The sequence below is a fragment of the Caballeronia sp. SBC1 genome (assembly GCF_011493005.1).
In the GTDB taxonomy this organism is placed as follows: Bacteria; Pseudomonadota; Gammaproteobacteria; order Burkholderiales; family Burkholderiaceae; genus Caballeronia.
Window position 1 is genome coordinate 1,007,385 of record NZ_CP049157.1, and the last position, 14,837, is coordinate 1,022,221.

15 protein-coding genes are annotated in these 14,837 nt (G+C 59.4%); 12 read left to right on the forward strand and 3 right to left on the reverse strand.

Annotated elements, in window-relative coordinates; genetic code table 11:
* The first annotated feature begins 75 nt into the window (after positions 1 to 75).
* From SBC1_RS22555 to SBC1_RS22595, 9 genes are all read left to right on the forward strand, one after another.
* Positions 76 to 993: a DMT family transporter gene (locus SBC1_RS22555; RefSeq protein WP_165095779.1), complete on the forward strand. Its 918-nt coding sequence runs from the start codon at positions 76 to 78 to the stop codon at positions 991 to 993.
* 959 nt (positions 994 to 1,952) lie between these two features.
* Positions 1,953 to 2,348: a VOC family protein gene (locus tag SBC1_RS22560; protein WP_165095776.1), complete on the forward strand. Its 396-nt coding sequence runs from the start codon at positions 1,953 to 1,955 to the stop codon at positions 2,346 to 2,348.
* Between the two features lie 41 nt (positions 2,349 to 2,389).
* Positions 2,390 to 3,007, forward strand: a complete 618-nt coding sequence (locus SBC1_RS22565) for a twin-arginine translocation signal domain-containing protein (protein WP_165095773.1) — start codon at positions 2,390 to 2,392, stop codon at positions 3,005 to 3,007.
* 45 nt (positions 3,008 to 3,052) lie between these two features.
* A complete protein-coding gene (locus tag SBC1_RS22570) occupies positions 3,053 to 4,621 on the forward strand; it encodes a GMC family oxidoreductase (RefSeq protein WP_165095768.1) in 1,569 nt (522 codons plus the stop codon).
* Positions 4,622 to 4,687: 66 nt separating this feature from the next.
* A complete protein-coding gene (locus SBC1_RS22575; protein WP_165095765.1) occupies positions 4,688 to 5,011 on the forward strand; it encodes a ribbon-helix-helix domain-containing protein in 324 nt (107 codons plus the stop codon).
* Between the two features lie 3 nt (positions 5,012 to 5,014).
* A complete protein-coding gene (locus tag SBC1_RS22580; protein WP_165095760.1) occupies positions 5,015 to 5,380 on the forward strand; it encodes a c-type cytochrome in 366 nt (121 codons plus the stop codon).
* A 179-nt stretch (positions 5,381 to 5,559) separates the two neighbouring features.
* Positions 5,560 to 6,993: an MFS transporter gene (locus SBC1_RS22585; RefSeq protein WP_165095757.1), complete on the forward strand. Its 1,434-nt coding sequence runs from the start codon at positions 5,560 to 5,562 to the stop codon at positions 6,991 to 6,993.
* A gap of 15 nt (positions 6,994 to 7,008) precedes the next feature.
* The gene (locus SBC1_RS22590; RefSeq protein ID WP_165095753.1) at positions 7,009 to 8,208 is read left to right on the forward strand and encodes a CaiB/BaiF CoA-transferase family protein; all 1,200 of its coding nucleotides are present in this window, start codon (positions 7,009 to 7,011) and stop codon (positions 8,206 to 8,208) included.
* Between the two features lie 2 nt (positions 8,209 to 8,210).
* Positions 8,211 to 9,035: a citryl-CoA lyase gene (locus SBC1_RS22595; RefSeq protein ID WP_165095750.1), complete on the forward strand. Its 825-nt coding sequence runs from the start codon at positions 8,211 to 8,213 to the stop codon at positions 9,033 to 9,035.
* Here SBC1_RS22595 and SBC1_RS22600 read toward each other — a convergent pair.
* Positions 9,023 to 9,787 carry an IclR family transcriptional regulator gene (locus tag SBC1_RS22600; protein WP_165095746.1) on the reverse strand — a complete coding sequence of 255 codons (765 nt, stop codon included), beginning with the start codon at positions 9,785 to 9,787 and terminating at the stop codon, positions 9,023 to 9,025. The two genes, SBC1_RS22595 and SBC1_RS22600, sit on opposite strands and share 13 nt — an antisense overlap.
* A 354-nt stretch (positions 9,788 to 10,141) precedes the next feature.
* Between SBC1_RS22600 and SBC1_RS22605 the strand changes: the two genes are divergently transcribed.
* On the forward strand, positions 10,142 to 11,038 hold the full coding sequence (locus tag SBC1_RS22605) for an alpha/beta fold hydrolase (protein WP_165095743.1): 897 nt from the start codon (positions 10,142 to 10,144) through the stop codon (positions 11,036 to 11,038).
* A 58-nt stretch (positions 11,039 to 11,096) separates the two neighbouring features.
* Here the strand turns inward: SBC1_RS22605 and SBC1_RS22610 are convergent, their stop codons facing one another.
* Positions 11,097 to 11,645: a cysteine hydrolase family protein gene (locus tag SBC1_RS22610; protein WP_165101328.1), complete on the reverse strand. Its 549-nt coding sequence runs from the start codon at positions 11,643 to 11,645 to the stop codon at positions 11,097 to 11,099.
* A 113-nt stretch (positions 11,646 to 11,758) separates the two neighbouring features.
* On the opposite strand from SBC1_RS22610, the gene SBC1_RS22615 reads away from it, so the two are divergent.
* Positions 11,759 to 12,739: a GlxA family transcriptional regulator gene (locus SBC1_RS22615; protein ID WP_165095739.1), complete on the forward strand. Its 981-nt coding sequence runs from the start codon at positions 11,759 to 11,761 to the stop codon at positions 12,737 to 12,739.
* A gap of 360 nt (positions 12,740 to 13,099) precedes the next feature.
* Positions 13,100 to 13,399 carry a hypothetical protein gene (locus SBC1_RS22620; protein WP_165095736.1) on the forward strand — a complete coding sequence of 100 codons (300 nt, stop codon included), beginning with the start codon at positions 13,100 to 13,102 and terminating at the stop codon, positions 13,397 to 13,399.
* Here SBC1_RS22620 and SBC1_RS22625 read toward each other — a convergent pair.
* On the reverse strand, positions 13,396 to 14,574 hold the full coding sequence (locus SBC1_RS22625) for an SGNH/GDSL hydrolase family protein (protein WP_165095733.1): 1,179 nt from the start codon (positions 14,572 to 14,574) through the stop codon (positions 13,396 to 13,398). The two genes, SBC1_RS22620 and SBC1_RS22625, sit on opposite strands and share 4 nt — an antisense overlap.
* Positions 14,575 to 14,837 lie beyond the last annotated feature (263 nt).

A 14,837-nucleotide genomic window follows, 5' to 3' on the forward strand; every position in this document is an offset into this window, starting at 1 on the left:
CGCGGGGGCTTGGAGCATCGATAAAAAAACGATACCCGTGCAACGCGGGATCGAAGAACACTCGAGCCAGGACCCATGCTGCAAGCCAATGCTTCAACGCGACATGCCAGCCGTAAGACTTTCGCCGCCAAGATGGCCTTCGTCCTGCTCTGGTCGGGAGGCTTTCCGATAGCGAAACTGGCGGTCGGATATGCACCGCCGCTCACCTTGCTGGCGTTGCGCTATGGATGCACCGTTTGCCTGCTTATCCCACTGTTCATCATCACCAAACCTGCGCTGCCGAAAAGCCGAACTGACTGGATACATGCATGCGTGGTCGGGTTCCTCGTGCAGGTGGTCTACTTCGGCCTGAGTTACCTCGCCTTCAAAGCGGGAGCGTCAGCAGGCGTGGTGGCGGTCATCGTGTCGCTACAGCCTGTGCTTGTGGCTGCGCTGGCACCGCGACTCGTCGGTGAACGCGTGCGCGCCCGGCAATGGCTAGGTCTGATGCTCGGGCTTGTTGGGGCGACCGGCGTGATTGTTGCCCGATCGAGTCTGTCGGTGCATTCGGTCTCGGGTCTGCTGCTTGCAATCGGCGCATTGATCGGAATGACATCTGCTTTGCTCTATGAAAAGCGCTTCGGTGTCGGCCAACATCCGGTGACGGCAAACCTGATCCAGTATGCGATTGGCCTCGTGTTTTGCGCACCGTTGGCACTATTGCTGGAAGATGCTCATGTGCAATGGACCGGGACGTTTATTGCTGCGCTGGGTTATCTCGTGATCGGCAACTCGCTGATTGCCATCACGTTGTTGCTTGCGTTGGTTCGCGCGGGGCAGGCGTCGAAGATCGCGTCATTGTTCTTCTTTATTCCGCCGATGGCCGCAGTGCTCTCGTCGTTGTTATTGAAGGAAGTCATGCCACCGCTGGCATGGGGAGCAATGGTGTTTGCGGTGGCGGGCGTGGCGCTCGCCACCTGGTCGACATCAAGTGCGAAACCGCGAAAAACGTGACAACAACGCGGGCCGCGCTGGTGCGTCAAACGCCCATTTTCAATGCCTACCTTCATAGCGATATTGACGGATGGTTGTTCGCACACGTCGCGGGATGCCTTGCATTTTATTGGAGCACTGTGACGAAGCATGTTTCGTTGTCCAGTCGTTTCCCTGCTCAAACGCTTTTGATCAATCTCAACAGACCGCGAGCCGCAGTGGCGAAACGTTGGTCGCTACCTTTGCAAAAGATCGTGCAGCAACCGCTACTAAAAACGGAACACTCGAACGATTGTGTAGCAGACCGAAACCAAGGCGTGGAAGGAAGGAAAAAGATTTGAGCCGCATGAACTTCAGCAGATACTAAGGACCATTCAATCTCCAGGGCGTCTGACGATGTCACATGAATGGTCGAATAAACGAAGAGAAAAGCAGTCTTTCGCGCAGCAACTATACGTAGCGTTGGTGCTAGCTTCCTGCATGAATGTCCCCGCTTTTGCAGATTGCAACGTCCTGAGCGGTGGTCCAGCGGGTATTGCAACGGTAACGCTTCCCACGAATCTGACGGTTCCCCGCGACGGAATCGTGGGAACGATTCTCTATGACAGCAACTGGGTCTCGACACCCGACACTAAAACCGGTTGTTCAGGCAGCTCGGCGGTCACTCGCGGGCCAGCGCATTGACCCCTGTTCCGGGACAGGCCGGCGTCTACAAAACCGGACTGATGAGAACCGGGGACAGGCTAAACGCCCGGCGATAAGCGCCAATATTGGCGTGGCTACGGGTAAAGCCTTGGTAATTCGTTCGCCACGCCCTGCGACAACAACGACGAATAAGCGCCCCCAGTCCCCAGCGCGAGCGAGACAACCGTCCTACTAGGTGTTTAACCCGAGCAAACTCCGACGCGGTAATAACCCGCTATTACCCGCTTTTGTGTCAACGTTGCATACTGAAGCGACGCTATGACACGAGTCCCGGCATGTCTAAATTCCTTCACCTCATGATCCGCGTTCAGGCGCTGGATCCTTCCATCGCGTTCTATCAGGACGCGTTCGGCATGCGCGAGTCGCATCGTCTTGACTTCGATACCTTCACGCTCGTTTATCTCCGCGATCCCGAGACCGGCGCCGAGATCGAACTCACACTGAACAAAGGCACGATCACGCCCTACACGCACGGTACGGGTTACGGCCACGTGGCATTCGCTGTCGACGGCATTGAAGCATTCCGCGACCGTCTGCTGAACCAAGGTATGCAACCCGGCGACCTGAAATCGCTGACACATGACGGCGCCATCGCCGCCCGCTTTTTCTTCATCACCGATCCCGATGGCTACAAGATCGAGGTGCTATCCAGGGAGGGTCACTACGTATGAACTGACGCTGGGGCTGTACACACTATAAAAGGAGACAAATCATGCCCAAGGCAATCCCCATTGCCATAGTCGCCGCCGAGACCGGCGACGCGATCCCCGCTGTATTGTCTGCGCGCGTGAGCCGCAGGCACTTCCTCCAAGGTTCCGTCGTGCTGACCGGTTTGCTGGTGGCCGGCACACCGATCGCCCTGCTGGCGCCAAGCCGCGCGTGGGCGGTGGAACTTAGCCATATCGATCAGAACCAGGCCGACGCCATCATGGTGCTCGCGCGCACGCTCTACCCGCACAAGACGCTGCCGGACGCGGTCTACGCCCTCGCGGTCAAGGACGTGGATGCAAAAGCCACGGACCCGAAGACCATCGATGTCATCAAGACCGGCGTGGCGAAACTGAACGACGCAGCATCCGGTAAATGGAACGACACAGCAAGCCTCTCGGACGCGCAGCGTACCGCCATTGTGGAAGCCAACCAGACTGATCCGTTCGTCCTGCTCGTGCGTGGCCAGTGCGTCACCTCGCTCTACAACAACGAGATGGCGTTTGCCCATTTCGGCTACGAAGGTGAAGCGTTCAGCAAGGGTGGCTACGTGTATCGCGGCTTCAACGACCTGACGTGGTTGCCCAATCCGCCTGCTGACGCAAGTCCGCCGGTGGCCTGATAGTCGGGATATGGCGCACATCTGATACCTGCCGAGGAGGCAAGCATGGCTAAGTTCGACTACAACGACGACTCCGTTGTCGTGATCGTCGGTTCGGGCGCGGGCGGCGGGACGCTGGCGAACGAGTTATGTCAGAAAGGGGTGAAAGTGGTCGTGCTGGAGGCAGGCAAGCGCCAGTCGTCAGCCACCTTCATCAACGACGAATGGAAGTCCTTCGGGCAACTCGCCTGGACCGATAAACGCACCACGTCAGGGACTTGGCGCGTCGCCAAGGACTTCCCGGAACTGCCCGCGTGGATCTGCAAGACAGTGGGCGGCACGACCACGCACTGGGCGGGAGCATCGCTGCGTTTTCACGAGCATGAGTTCAAGGCGCGTACAACCTATGGTTCCATCGATCAGGCGAATCTGCTCGACTGGCCGATCACGCTTGCCGATCTCGAACCCTACTACGCACGCGCCGAAGACAAGATGGGCGTCACGCGCACGAACGGCGTTCCGGGACTGCCGGGCAACAACAACTTCAAGATCCTGTACGACGGCGCGACGAAGGTTGGCTACAAGAACTGTAGTACCGGCCACATGGCAATCAACAGCCGGCCGCGTGCCGGGCGTGGCCGTTGCATGCAGCTCGGCTTCTGTTTCCAGGGCTGCAAGTCGGGTGCGAAATGGTCGACGCTCTATACCGAGATTCCCGCAGCGGAAGCCACGGGCAGGCTCGACTTGCGGCCGGAATCGCATGTGATGCGCATCGAAACCAATGCGGCCGGCAAAGCCAGCAGCGTGGTCTACTTGGATGCCGACGGCAAGCAGCAGCGTCAGCGCGCACGCGTGGTCTGCGTCGCGGGAAACTCGATAGAAACACCGCGCCTGTTATTGCTTTCGGAGTCCTCGAAGCATCCTGACGGCCTCGCTAACAGTTCGGGCCAGGTGGGACGCAATTACATGCGGCATACCACGGGCTCGGTGTTCGGCGTGTTCAAGGAACCCGTGCATTTTTATCGCGGCACGGTGATGGCCGGCATTGTCACGGACGAAGCCGAGTTCAATCCGAAACGCGGTTTTGCGGGCGGCTATGAAATGGAAACCATCTCGCTGGGTTTGCCGTTCGCCGCCGCATTCTTCGATCCGGGTGCATGGGGATCGGACTTTACTTACTATATGGATAACTACGCAAATACTGCCGGCATGTGGATTGTCGGGGAGGACATGCCGCGTGAAACCAACCGTGTCACGCTGAATCACGACGTGAAGGATCAAGTCGGATTGCCCGTTGCGAACGTCCATTACGACGATCATCCCAATGACACGGCCATGCGCGATCATGCGTTCAAGCAAGGTGAAGCAATCTACGTGGCAGCCGGGGCGGTCAAGACGCTGCGCACGCCGCCCTACCCGTCCACGCATAATCTGGGCACCTGCCGGATGAGCGCGAAAGCGAGTGATGGCGTCTGCAACAAACATGGCCAGACCTTCGACGTGCCCAACCTGTTTATCTCCGACGGCAGTCAATTCACCACAAGCGCGGCTGAAAATCCGACGCTGACTATTGTGACGCTGGCGATCCGGCAATCGGATTACATCGCGGACCAGATGAAACGGCGTAGCATTTAGAGGGTTAAAAAAGCAGCGTCAGGAGCCGCCGCCGGGCGGTTCCTGCTTCATTGTGAGGAGTTGTCCATGTGCAGGATCTACGCTCAAACCGATCCGATTCTCTATGAATGCCGCGCGCGCTCGGTGCGCATCAGCGGCGTGACGACAACCATCCGGCTGGAAAACCTGTTCTGGCAGACGTTATCCGAACTCGCCGCCGACAACGACATGACGACCAACCAGCTCATCGCGAAGTTGCACGAGGAGGTCACTCAGCATTTGGGCGAGACGACGAATTTTGCGTCGTTCCTGCGCGTCACCTGTCTTCGATATCAAGGGCTGAGGGCGAATGCATCGATGGATTTTCGCAGCCACGTGGCGGCGACGGCGACTGACAAGGTGGCGGGCTGACCGATGATAAAACCGATTACCGGACGTGCGTGGGCAACATGGTCTTGCGGCGCGCTATTAGCGGCGTGCGTGCTGCCGGCAACGACGGCACAGGCTGCGCCGGACGCTGCGGCTGCCTTATCGATCGTGCAGAAGAACAACTGTCTCTCCTGTCATGCCGTAGATTCGCAGGTCGTGGGGCCGGCGTATCGGGAGATCGCGAAGAAGTATCACGGGGACGCTACGGCGCCTGACAAGCTGTTCGCCAAAGTCCGCAATGGCGGTGCCTTCGTTTGGGGAGAAGTCCCCATGCCGCCGAACCCCAATATCAGCGACGCCGACCTGCGTACCGTCATCGCGTGGATTCTCGCCGGCGCGCCCGACCACTAAGCTCGATCATCACGCCCGCGCGCGCCGCCCTTCTATGCCGCGCGCGGTATTCCTCCCCTGTCTAGGTAAAACCCCTGATTTCGCGTGCTCTCCTCACGCTTTACTCTCGCGTCACTGGTAAACAGAACGACGTTCTGTTAGATAGAACGCCATAAAGCGAGACGCCCAAGGAGGGTTCAATGGCAAGCCTGCCGATCGATGCGACACACGGGTCGCCTAATTCACGCGCCGGAGTGGGCGAAACAACATTCGGCATCAATGCGCGCATCGACCGGCTGCCGGCGACGCGTTCCGTCTGGATGCTGGTGTTCCTGCTGTCCATCGGCGGCTGGTTCGAATTCTACGACCTGTTTTTCACCGCTTACGTAGGCCCCGGCCTCGTCAAAAGCGGCCTCTATTCCACGACAACAGCGTCCTTCTTCGGCGTCTCTGGACTCGGCGCGTTCGTGGCGGCGTCGTTCGCGGGCTTGTTCATCGGCACATTCTTCCTCGCAGGTCTCGCCGATAAATACGGCCGCCGTACGGTCTTCACCGTCTCGCTGCTCTGGTATTCGGCGGCAACGCTGATCATGGCGCTACAAACCACCGCACCCGCGATCAACCTGTGGCGGCTGATTGCGGGTATTGGCGTGGGCGTGGAGCTTGTCACCATCGATACTTATGTGAGCGAGCTCGTCCCCAAGCATCTGCGCGGCCGCGCATTCGCATTCGTGCATCTCGTTCAATATTCAGCGGTGCCCTCCGTCGCGTTTCTCGCGTGGTGGCTCGTGCCGCAAAAGCCGTTCGGCCTGGACGGGTGGCGCTGGGTCGTGATCATCGGCGCGCTGGGTGCGATCGTGGTCTGGGCGATCCGTCGGCGCGTGCCTGAAAGTCCCCGTTGGCTAGCACAGCAAGGCCGTACGGCAGAAGCGGAGAAGGTGCTGCAGGCGATCGAGGCGAAGGTCGCTGCTCAGTACGGACGCGCGTTGCCGACGCCAGTTGCAACCGTCGAACCAGCAACAACGAAAGCTGCGTTCCGCGAAATCTGGCAGCCGCCGTATCGCAAACGCGCGATCACCATGCTCGTCTTCAATTTCTTCCAGGCGATCGGGTTCTACGGCTTTGCGTCATGGGTGCCAACGCTGCTCGTCTCCAAGGGCGTCACGATCACACATAGCTTGCTGTACTCGTTTGTCATCGCGATCTCGAATCCGTTTGGACCGCTGATCGGGATGGCGATTGCCGACCGGATTGAACGGAAGACGTTGATCGTGTTGTCGGCGTTAGGGATCGTGGTGTTCGGCAGCTTGTTTGCCATGCAGACATCGCCGGTCATGCTGATGATCCTCGGCGTGCTGATCACGCTCTGCGGCACCTTGCTTTCTGTCGGGTATCACGCGTATCAGACCGAGCTGTTCCCCACGCGCTTGCGTGCCCGCGCAGTGGGTTTCGTCTATTCCATCTCGCGTCTTTCAGCCATGTTTTCCGGCTTCATGATCGCGTTCGCACTGCGCCACTTCGAAGTGACCGGCGTGTTCGCTTTGATCAGCGTGTCGATGGTGATGGTAATGGGCGCGATCGGCATCTTCGGGCCGCGTACCAACAACCGCAATCTCGATGAAATTTCGCAATGAACATGAGGTTTTGACATGACGCTTCCGTTAACTGGCGTGCGGGTGCTGGATTTATCGAATGTATTGGCCGGGCCGTTCTGCGCGTATCAACTCGCGCTGCTCGGCGCGGAAGTGATCAAGGTCGAGCACCCGGAAGGCGGCGATCTGGCAAGGCGCCTGGGCGCTGACAAAGACGCGTCGGCGCGCGATATGGGTACGTCGTTCGTGGCCGTCAATGCAGGCAAGCAGTCGATCACGCTGAACCTGAAAGATCCGCGCGGCAAGGAGATCCTGCGTTCGCTCGTGAAGACGGCGGACGTGCTCGTGGAGAACTTCCGGCCCGGCGTGATGACGCGGTTGGACCTTGGGTACGAGGCATTAAGCGAGATCAATCCAAAGCTCGTCTATTGTGCGATCTCCGGCTTTGGTAAGGATGGCGAATTTTCGAAGCGGCCGGCTTACGACCAGATCATTCAGGGCATTTCCGGCGTGATGAGCGTGACAGGCGATGCCGACAGCGCGCCGCTGCGCGTGGGTTATCCGGTCTCGGACACGGTCGGCGGCCTGACGGCGGCATTTGGTATTTGCGCAGCGCTGGTCGATGCCCGCGCGAATGGACGCGGCCGCATGCTCGATGTATCGATGCTCGAAGCCACGCTCTCGACCATGGGCTGGGTCGTGTCGAACTACCTGAACGCCGGCGTCACGCCCGCGCCGATGGGCAACGAAAACTTCACGGCAGCTCCCTCGGGCACGTTCAAAACCGGCGATGGTTTGCTGAATATCGCGGCAAACGAAACGAAGCAGTTCGTGAGTTTGTGTCGCCTGATCGGCCGCCCGGATCTCCCCGATGACCCGCGCTTTTCCGAGCGCAACACGCGCAAGGTGAACCGCGCGGCGTTGAAGGCCGAGATTGAAGCGGCGTTAGCGACAGACAGCGCGATGAACTGGGATGCGAAGTTTACCGAGGCCGGCGTGCCGGCTGGACGCGTGATGTCGGTGCCGGAAATTCTCGCGCATCCGCATCTGGTATCGCGTGAATTCGTGCACGAGTTCAACAGTGACGACGCGACAACCCGTCAACGAGTAACCCGCGCGGGCTTCCGTTTCTCCGATGCGGACACCGCACCCTCCACGCCCGCGCCAACGTTGTCCGCCAACACGCGCGAGCATCTTGCAACGCTCGGTTTCGACGACACACAGATCGACGAACTGCGCGCCGAAGGAGTGATCTGACCATGACGCAAGCTTTTGACGCCGCCACGCTCGCAGCGGATTACTGGAGCACATCGATCATCGATATCCATCCGGGATCGATCAATGTGCGCGGCTTTCCGATTCAGGAGTTGATCGGCGCGGTCAGTTTCCCGCAGATGATCTGGCTGATGCTGCGCGGGGAATTGCCCGATAAAGCGCAGGCGGCTTTGTTTGAAGCGGCGCTCGTGGCGTCGGTGGATCATGGTCCGCACGCGCCGTCTATCGCCATCTCGCGCATGGCGACGAGTTGCGGTTTGCCGCTGAACGGCGCGATGGCGTCAGCGATTAATGCGCTCGACGATGTCCACGGCGGCGCGGGTCAGCAAGCGGTCGAGCTATACGATTCGATCGTCGCGCTCGAAGACGCGGGGGCGGCTCTGAGCGATGCCGTCGCGCAGGGCGTGGATGCGTTTATCGAAACGAAGGGCAAGTATCTGCCGGGCTTCGGGCATCGTTTTCATCCGGTCGATCCGCGCGCGGTCAAGCTGCTTGCCTTGGTCGATGCCAGCGTTGAGCATGGAGCAATAAGTGGGCGATACGCGGCGGTTGCGCGCGGCATTGAAGCGTTGCTCAAGCAGCGGAAAAACAAGCCGGTGCCGATGAACATCGACGGCGCAACGGCCGTGATCTATGCGGAACTCGGCTTCGCGCCGGAGTTGGCGCGCGGGGTATTCTGCTTATCGCGTGCGGTCGGAATCTTGTCGCACGCGTGGGAACAACGCGGGCGCAACGAGCGCAACAAAGGTCCGATGCCGCGTCAGATGGCCTACAAATACACCGGCAAACCCGAGCGTCATTTGGTTTGAACGTTGGCCGCGTGCCGTTGCGCGTTGCGCAACGCGCGCGCGTCGCCGCCGAGTGCATCGGTTGCTCGAGCGGCGCAATCGAACAACGCGCCAATGTTGCGCGCAACGAATGCCTGATCGATCCGTGAGCTCGGACCCGCGAGCGTGAGCACGCCGCGCACAGTCTGGCGCACGCCGAAGACGGGCATGGAAATACCGGCTGTCTCGCGATCACGTTCGCCCATGGAGACGCAGTAGAAGTCGTCGCGAATGCGCTCGAACACCTCGCCTTCAGCCCCGCCGAACGCCAGCAACGCCAACCCTCCTGAACCGCTTTCCAGCGGCAGGACATCGCCTTCGCGCACGTGATAACGCACCGCATGCGTCGAATCCACGCGATGCAAACACACGCGCACCGCTTCGTCACGCACATAGAACGACACACTTTCGCCGCTGATTTCGGCGAGTTCGCGCATCAGCGGGACGAGGATATCGCCGAGATTCAAACTGCGTTGATACAACGCGCCGAGCATGAAGGTGGCCGGGCCTAGCTGATAGCGGCCGTCGTCGAGACGCAGCAGCAAGCGGTGCTGGATCAGCGCGCCAGCCAAGCGAAGCAGCGTGCTTTTATAGAGTCCGGTACGCGCCGCGAGTTCGGCGAGCGTCAGCGACCCATCCTCCGGTCTGAACGCGAACAGGATCGCGCAAGCACGGTCGATGACGGCAACGCCTTCGCTCTCTTTCGGGCCAGGTTTGATCTCGGGCGTTTGCATGGTTAAGTGACCTGAGCGACGTAAGGGACGCGTCTCGTCTTGTGTTGGTATCGAAGGGGAATTTTACGCGATGCCGGGCGCGTCTCATACGATTCATATAGGAGGCCGGAACCCCCTCCCTGCAGAACCGGCTTTGATGAATTTCGAAGGTGCTCTGATCAGGCGATGGCAAATGACAAGTTCGCGGGTGGGTGGCGGGGCAGATTGTTAGTTGCTTTTTCCTGGCGCGTGGCGCCGTGCAAACCACGCCGTCATGCGTCATGCGTCATGCGTCATGCGCGAGCGTGCGGAGTGCTGGAATTCGTGTCAGCATTTATGTGTCGAAGGTATTAGCTGATCTCGTGGAGAACGCGCATGGACGATCAGAAGCTGCTGGCACGCACGCCTAAACTCGAAATTGCCTACACCACGTCCGGACCGGCCGACGGACCGCCGGTCATGCTCGTGCACGGCTGGCCTGACGCAGCGCGAGCCTGGTCGCCCGTGGCCGCACGCCTCGCCGCAGCGGGTTTTCGACCAATCGTTGCGGACTTGCGCGGCGCCGGCAACACCCGATTTTTGTCGGCCGACACCGTGCGCGACGGGTCCGGCGTAGCACTCGCGCAAGACGTGATCGATCTGGCCGATGTCCTGGGAATCGATCGCTTCGATGTCGTCGGCCACGATTGGGGCGCACGCACGGCCTATACGCTGGCGGCGTTATTTCCCGCGCGCATCGGACGCATCGCTGGACTCGCGCTGGCGTTCCAGCCGAAGGGCGCGTTCGAATTGCCGCACTTCTCGCAAGCGCGAAAGCATTGGTATCAATGGTTCATGACGCTCGATGCCGCGCCCGCCGCGGTCGCCGCCAACCCCAAAGGTTTCGCCCGTTTGCAATGGGATACATGGTCGCCGCCAGGCTGGTTCGACGACGAAGAATTCGCTCGGACCGCCGCCGCCTTCGATAACCCCGACTGGGTGCCCATCACGCTCAACGCGTATCGGCGGCGCTGGCGTGAGGGCGAGGTATCCGATCCTGCGTATGCAGCGCTGCGCGAAAAGCTGGCGACCATCGACCAGCTTTCGACACCCACGCTGATGATCCAGGGCGGCGCCGATTTCTGCGATGAACCAGCTTCATCGGAGGGGATGGAGAAGCAATTTACGGGCGGGTATCGACGGGTCGTGCTGGACGGTGTGGGGCACTTTCCGCCTCGCGAAGCACCCGACGCGGTGGCGCATCTGGTCATTGCGCATTTGCGCGGCGAGTGAGCGCTTGGTGAGCGCCGGGTGAGCGGCGCCACTCAAGCAACACTGCCTAAAACGCGGACTAAGCGTTGATGTATTCGTCGGTGGACAGCATCGTTGCATAGGCGAAGCCCAGCGCTGCCATGAACGCAGCATGCACGTGCGCGGCAGGAACTTTAACGCCGCCGAATTCCATGTCGAGCGTTGCAACGGCATCATGTATGACCGTCGCCTTGTAGCCAAAGTCGACAGACGCCCGGGTGATGGCATCGACACACATGTGGCTCATTGCACCGGCGATCACCACTTCTTCAATGCCGCTGGTGTCCAGAATGTTCTTGAGATCGGTGTCACGAAAGGCGTTGATTTGATGCTTCAAGACGACGTGTTCTCCTTCCTTATTGGTCACTTGTGGAGCGATCGCGGCGCCTTCCGAACCTGCGACGAAAAACACCGCGTCGCTTTTCGGAGACTCATGGCGAACGTGCACGACGAGATGCCCGGCAGCACGTGCTGATTGAAGAAGGCGCGCCGCGTTGGCGGCAGCGGCCTCGATGCCCGTCAAGGTCCATTTCCCACCGGGGAAGTAATCGTTTTGCAGGTCCACGATGATGAGTGCACGCTTGGTCATGTCCATCTCCTGATAGTTGCGAGAAACGCGATCGCTCTCTGAGACTCAAGAGTAAGCTTGCGCGATGGTTTCGCGAATTGGCAGGACTGACAAAAAGCGAGGTAAAACTGACAATGGCAAAGAAAATAGCCCCCGTCGAGATAGCACTGCTGATATATCCGGGGTGCCAGCTTGCCGCCGTTCATGGGCTGACAGACTTATTCCACATTGCTGAGCGCTTATTTCAGCGGTCAAATCAGCGATCCAAAGATGTTGAACATCCGATGCTCAGGGTGAGCCACGTTCAGTTTGACGCTGGTAGCTCTTCTCCACCCTGGGCAGATAGCGCACCTGATTTCGTGATTGTTCCGCCCTCGCTCGACGGGCTGCCCATCGGCGATGCTTTCGCTCCTATCGTGACATGGTTGAAGGACTGTCATGCGAGAGGCGCGGTGCTGGCGTCGGTTTGTGTCGGGACGTTTCTACTCGCACAGACCGGACTGCTCGCGAGACGCTCCGCGACAACGCATTGGTCGCAGACGCAGCTTCTCGCGGAGAGCTTTCCCGAGATCCACGTCGATGGTGACAAGCTCCTGATCGACGATGGTGACATTCTCACCGCCGGAGGCTTGATGGCATGGCCCGATCTGGGGCTCAGGATAGTCGACCGTCTGCTCGGTTCTGCCGCGATGGTTGCGACTGCCCGTTTTCTTTTAGTCGATCCCCCTGGACGCGAGCAACGTTACTACAGTGCCTTCTCTCCGAAGCTCAATCACGGCGACAAAACGATTCTTGAAATCCAGCACTGGTTACAGAAGGACAGTACCCGCCAGCCGACAATTGCTTTGATGGCTCAGCGCGCCGGGTTAGAAGAGAGGACATTTCTTCGTCGATTTCAAAAGGCGACCGGTCTTCGCCCGACAGAGTATTGCCAGCATCTTCGGGTCGGCAAAGCACGTGAGATGCTCGAAACGAGCCAACAGTCGTTTGACCAGGTCGCCTGGAAAGTCGGTTACGAAGATGCCGGATCATTCCGCAAAATCTTTGTAAGGCTTACAGGACTGTCTCCAGGGGATTACAGGAAGCGCTTTCGCACGCAAAGCCAAGACGCGTAGCCGATTCTGCAACAAACCTGGCCGAGAGACGTCCGTGCGCTAGTCCGCGTGCCAGCGAACGTCCGCGATCACGAAGGTCGAACGCTCCTCGCGACACAGGGAGGACCTTATCCGTGGCTCTGACCTGCCCCCATAGAAGAAGCACGGAGAAGTGAGACGCACGGTTAAGAGTATTCAGAAAAGGCTGCGACCATAGAAGCAATTCCCGCCTTTAAGCGGCGGAAATTCCGTGGTCGTGTCGCTTTATTCGTATGATGTTTCTTAGTTTTGATTGCGATGAATTGCTATCGCTTCGTTGGGAAATAGAGCGGTATTCGCCATTCCCTTCGAGAAAAATTAAGAACAAGAGCCTGAGAGAATATGAAAATAAGAAGCAACCAAGGTACTGGCATTCACGCAGGGAAAATTGTTTCCTTCGTGAACGGCAAGAGGGTTTTTGTCCATGTACGTTCGTCGCTTGAAACACATGCCTTGGACGATATTGCGCCCAGTCAAAACCAGAGCTTGCTCACCGTTTCGATCGATAACGCGCAAAAAATAGCAGATCACGTGAGTGAGCCCTTCGCCCACGCAAAACCAGACGACGTTGTAGTTCTACTTTGTGCAAGCGACGAAACCCGTACGGCGGCCCTCGCCGTACTAGGTTTACAAGAACGTTAAACGAAGAGCGCGCCACCGCCGCTGAACGCGAGTTTAGCGAACCGTTCGCCAATGCGGCGGTGCGCGGGCCCATCCGGGTGAAGTTGATCGGGAAGCGGCAAATCGGCGAAATCTGGTTGACCGTAGAGCTCCAATCCGTCGAGATAACGCAGATGGGGATCGTCGGCCGTCCGCTGCTGCACGATGCGTCGCAATTCCTCCCGGATGATGGTCAGCGTCAACTTTCCAGCCTTGCGCTCGGCCGGGTCACCCGTTGCCCGAAATGACACTTTCCCTGCGGCCAGCGCAGTGAGATCGAATGCGCCGGGGCCGGGCGTATCTTCATGAATCGGGCAGTAGAGCGGCGAGATGACCAGCAGCGGCGTGGTCCGATGGCCTTCGCGGATAGTGTCGAGGAAGCCATGCACCGCGGGCGTAAAGGCACGCAGCCGCATCAGATCGGTGTTGACAAGGTTGATGCCGATCTTGAGGCTGATCAGGTCAGCAGGCGTGTCTCGCATGGCTCGGGCCGTGAAGGGGTCGAGTAGCGCGCTTCCCCCGAAGCCGAGATTGATCAGCTCCACGTCGCCGAGAGAGGCGGCGAGAGCCGGCCAGATTGACGTGGGGCTGTCTGCATTGGAGCCATGGCTGATCGAGCTGCCGTGGTGCAGCCAAACCTTTCGACTGTTGCCGGCAACAGGCTCGATGCGGGCGTTGGTACGCAGCGCGACAAGCTCCGTGGTTTCGTTGTGTGGCAGCCATATCTCGACTTTCTTGTCATGGCCGGGCAAGCCGGTGAACCGGAGGGTAGCAACCGGGCCAGAGCGTTTCGAAGCCGTGCCGGTGGCCATGTCGATCGTCACGATATCTCCCCCGACCGCGCTGCTCTGGCGAACGAGGCGGCCATCGACGAGCAGGTCATACACGCCGGCCGGCCGAGGCGCGACACCCGCGTAGATGTACCGTGTCGGCAGGACATCAATTTCGATATCTGTCGCCAGCGTGTGGAAAACCAGTCGTACTCCTGAGGGTTGCGACTCGGCCATCGCCAACTGAGGATCCGTGCACTGAGCGCGAGCCCGAGCGGGCAGACGGTGCGGCATCACCCCACGGTCGGTTTGTTCGAGCTCGAGGGCGCCACGCAGGAACTCCGGGCTAATGGGAGTAGCGCTCCAGATGCACGGGTCGTTCGTCATGTGATCGATAGCAAGTTGAGAGCATGCGATTTTACCAAGCTGCCGGCGCTAGAACGACCATCAACCGACAACGATCATTCGTTGCAGCTAAGCGAACGATTCATTTGGAGTCGACCCCGGCCGTTCGACATTGGACCGGGTTCGGCCATAACTCGTGCTTCCATGCACAAAAATGAATGGCCGCTGAATGGCGGAGTTCTGCCGCTCGGCCCGCCTCGACCAATGACAGACGGTGGTCTCATGGCATTCGCAACTGGCATTGC

Bases quoted from the DNA above. Each gene is read 5' to 3' on its own strand.
- SBC1_RS22555 (WP_165095779.1), top strand. From the start codon at position 76: ATGCTGCAAGCCAATGCTTCAACGCGACATGCCAGCCGTAAGACTTTC.
- SBC1_RS22560 (WP_165095776.1), top strand. From the start codon at position 1,953: ATGTCTAAATTCCTTCACCTCATGATCCGCGTTCAGGCGCTGGATCCT.
- SBC1_RS22565 (WP_165095773.1), top strand. From the start codon at position 2,390: ATGCCCAAGGCAATCCCCATTGCCATAGTCGCCGCCGAGACCGGCGAC.
- SBC1_RS22570 (WP_165095768.1), top strand. From the start codon at position 3,053: ATGGCTAAGTTCGACTACAACGACGACTCCGTTGTCGTGATCGTCGGT.
- SBC1_RS22575 (WP_165095765.1), top strand. From the start codon at position 4,688: ATGTGCAGGATCTACGCTCAAACCGATCCGATTCTCTATGAATGCCGC.
- SBC1_RS22580 (WP_165095760.1), top strand. From the start codon at position 5,015: ATGATAAAACCGATTACCGGACGTGCGTGGGCAACATGGTCTTGCGGC.
- SBC1_RS22585 (WP_165095757.1), top strand. From the start codon at position 5,560: ATGGCAAGCCTGCCGATCGATGCGACACACGGGTCGCCTAATTCACGC.
- SBC1_RS22590 (WP_165095753.1), top strand. From the start codon at position 7,009: ATGACGCTTCCGTTAACTGGCGTGCGGGTGCTGGATTTATCGAATGTA.
- SBC1_RS22595 (WP_165095750.1), top strand. From the start codon at position 8,211: ATGACGCAAGCTTTTGACGCCGCCACGCTCGCAGCGGATTACTGGAGC.
- SBC1_RS22600 (WP_165095746.1), bottom strand. From the start codon at position 9,787: ATGCAAACGCCCGAGATCAAACCTGGCCCGAAAGAGAGCGAAGGCGTT.
- SBC1_RS22605 (WP_165095743.1), top strand. From the start codon at position 10,142: ATGGACGATCAGAAGCTGCTGGCACGCACGCCTAAACTCGAAATTGCC.
- SBC1_RS22610 (WP_165101328.1), bottom strand. From the start codon at position 11,645: ATGACCAAGCGTGCACTCATCATCGTGGACCTGCAAAACGATTACTTC.
- SBC1_RS22615 (WP_165095739.1), top strand. From the start codon at position 11,759: ATGGCAAAGAAAATAGCCCCCGTCGAGATAGCACTGCTGATATATCCG.
- SBC1_RS22620 (WP_165095736.1), top strand. From the start codon at position 13,100: ATGAAAATAAGAAGCAACCAAGGTACTGGCATTCACGCAGGGAAAATT.
- SBC1_RS22625 (WP_165095733.1), bottom strand. From the start codon at position 14,574: ATGACGAACGACCCGTGCATCTGGAGCGCTACTCCCATTAGCCCGGAG.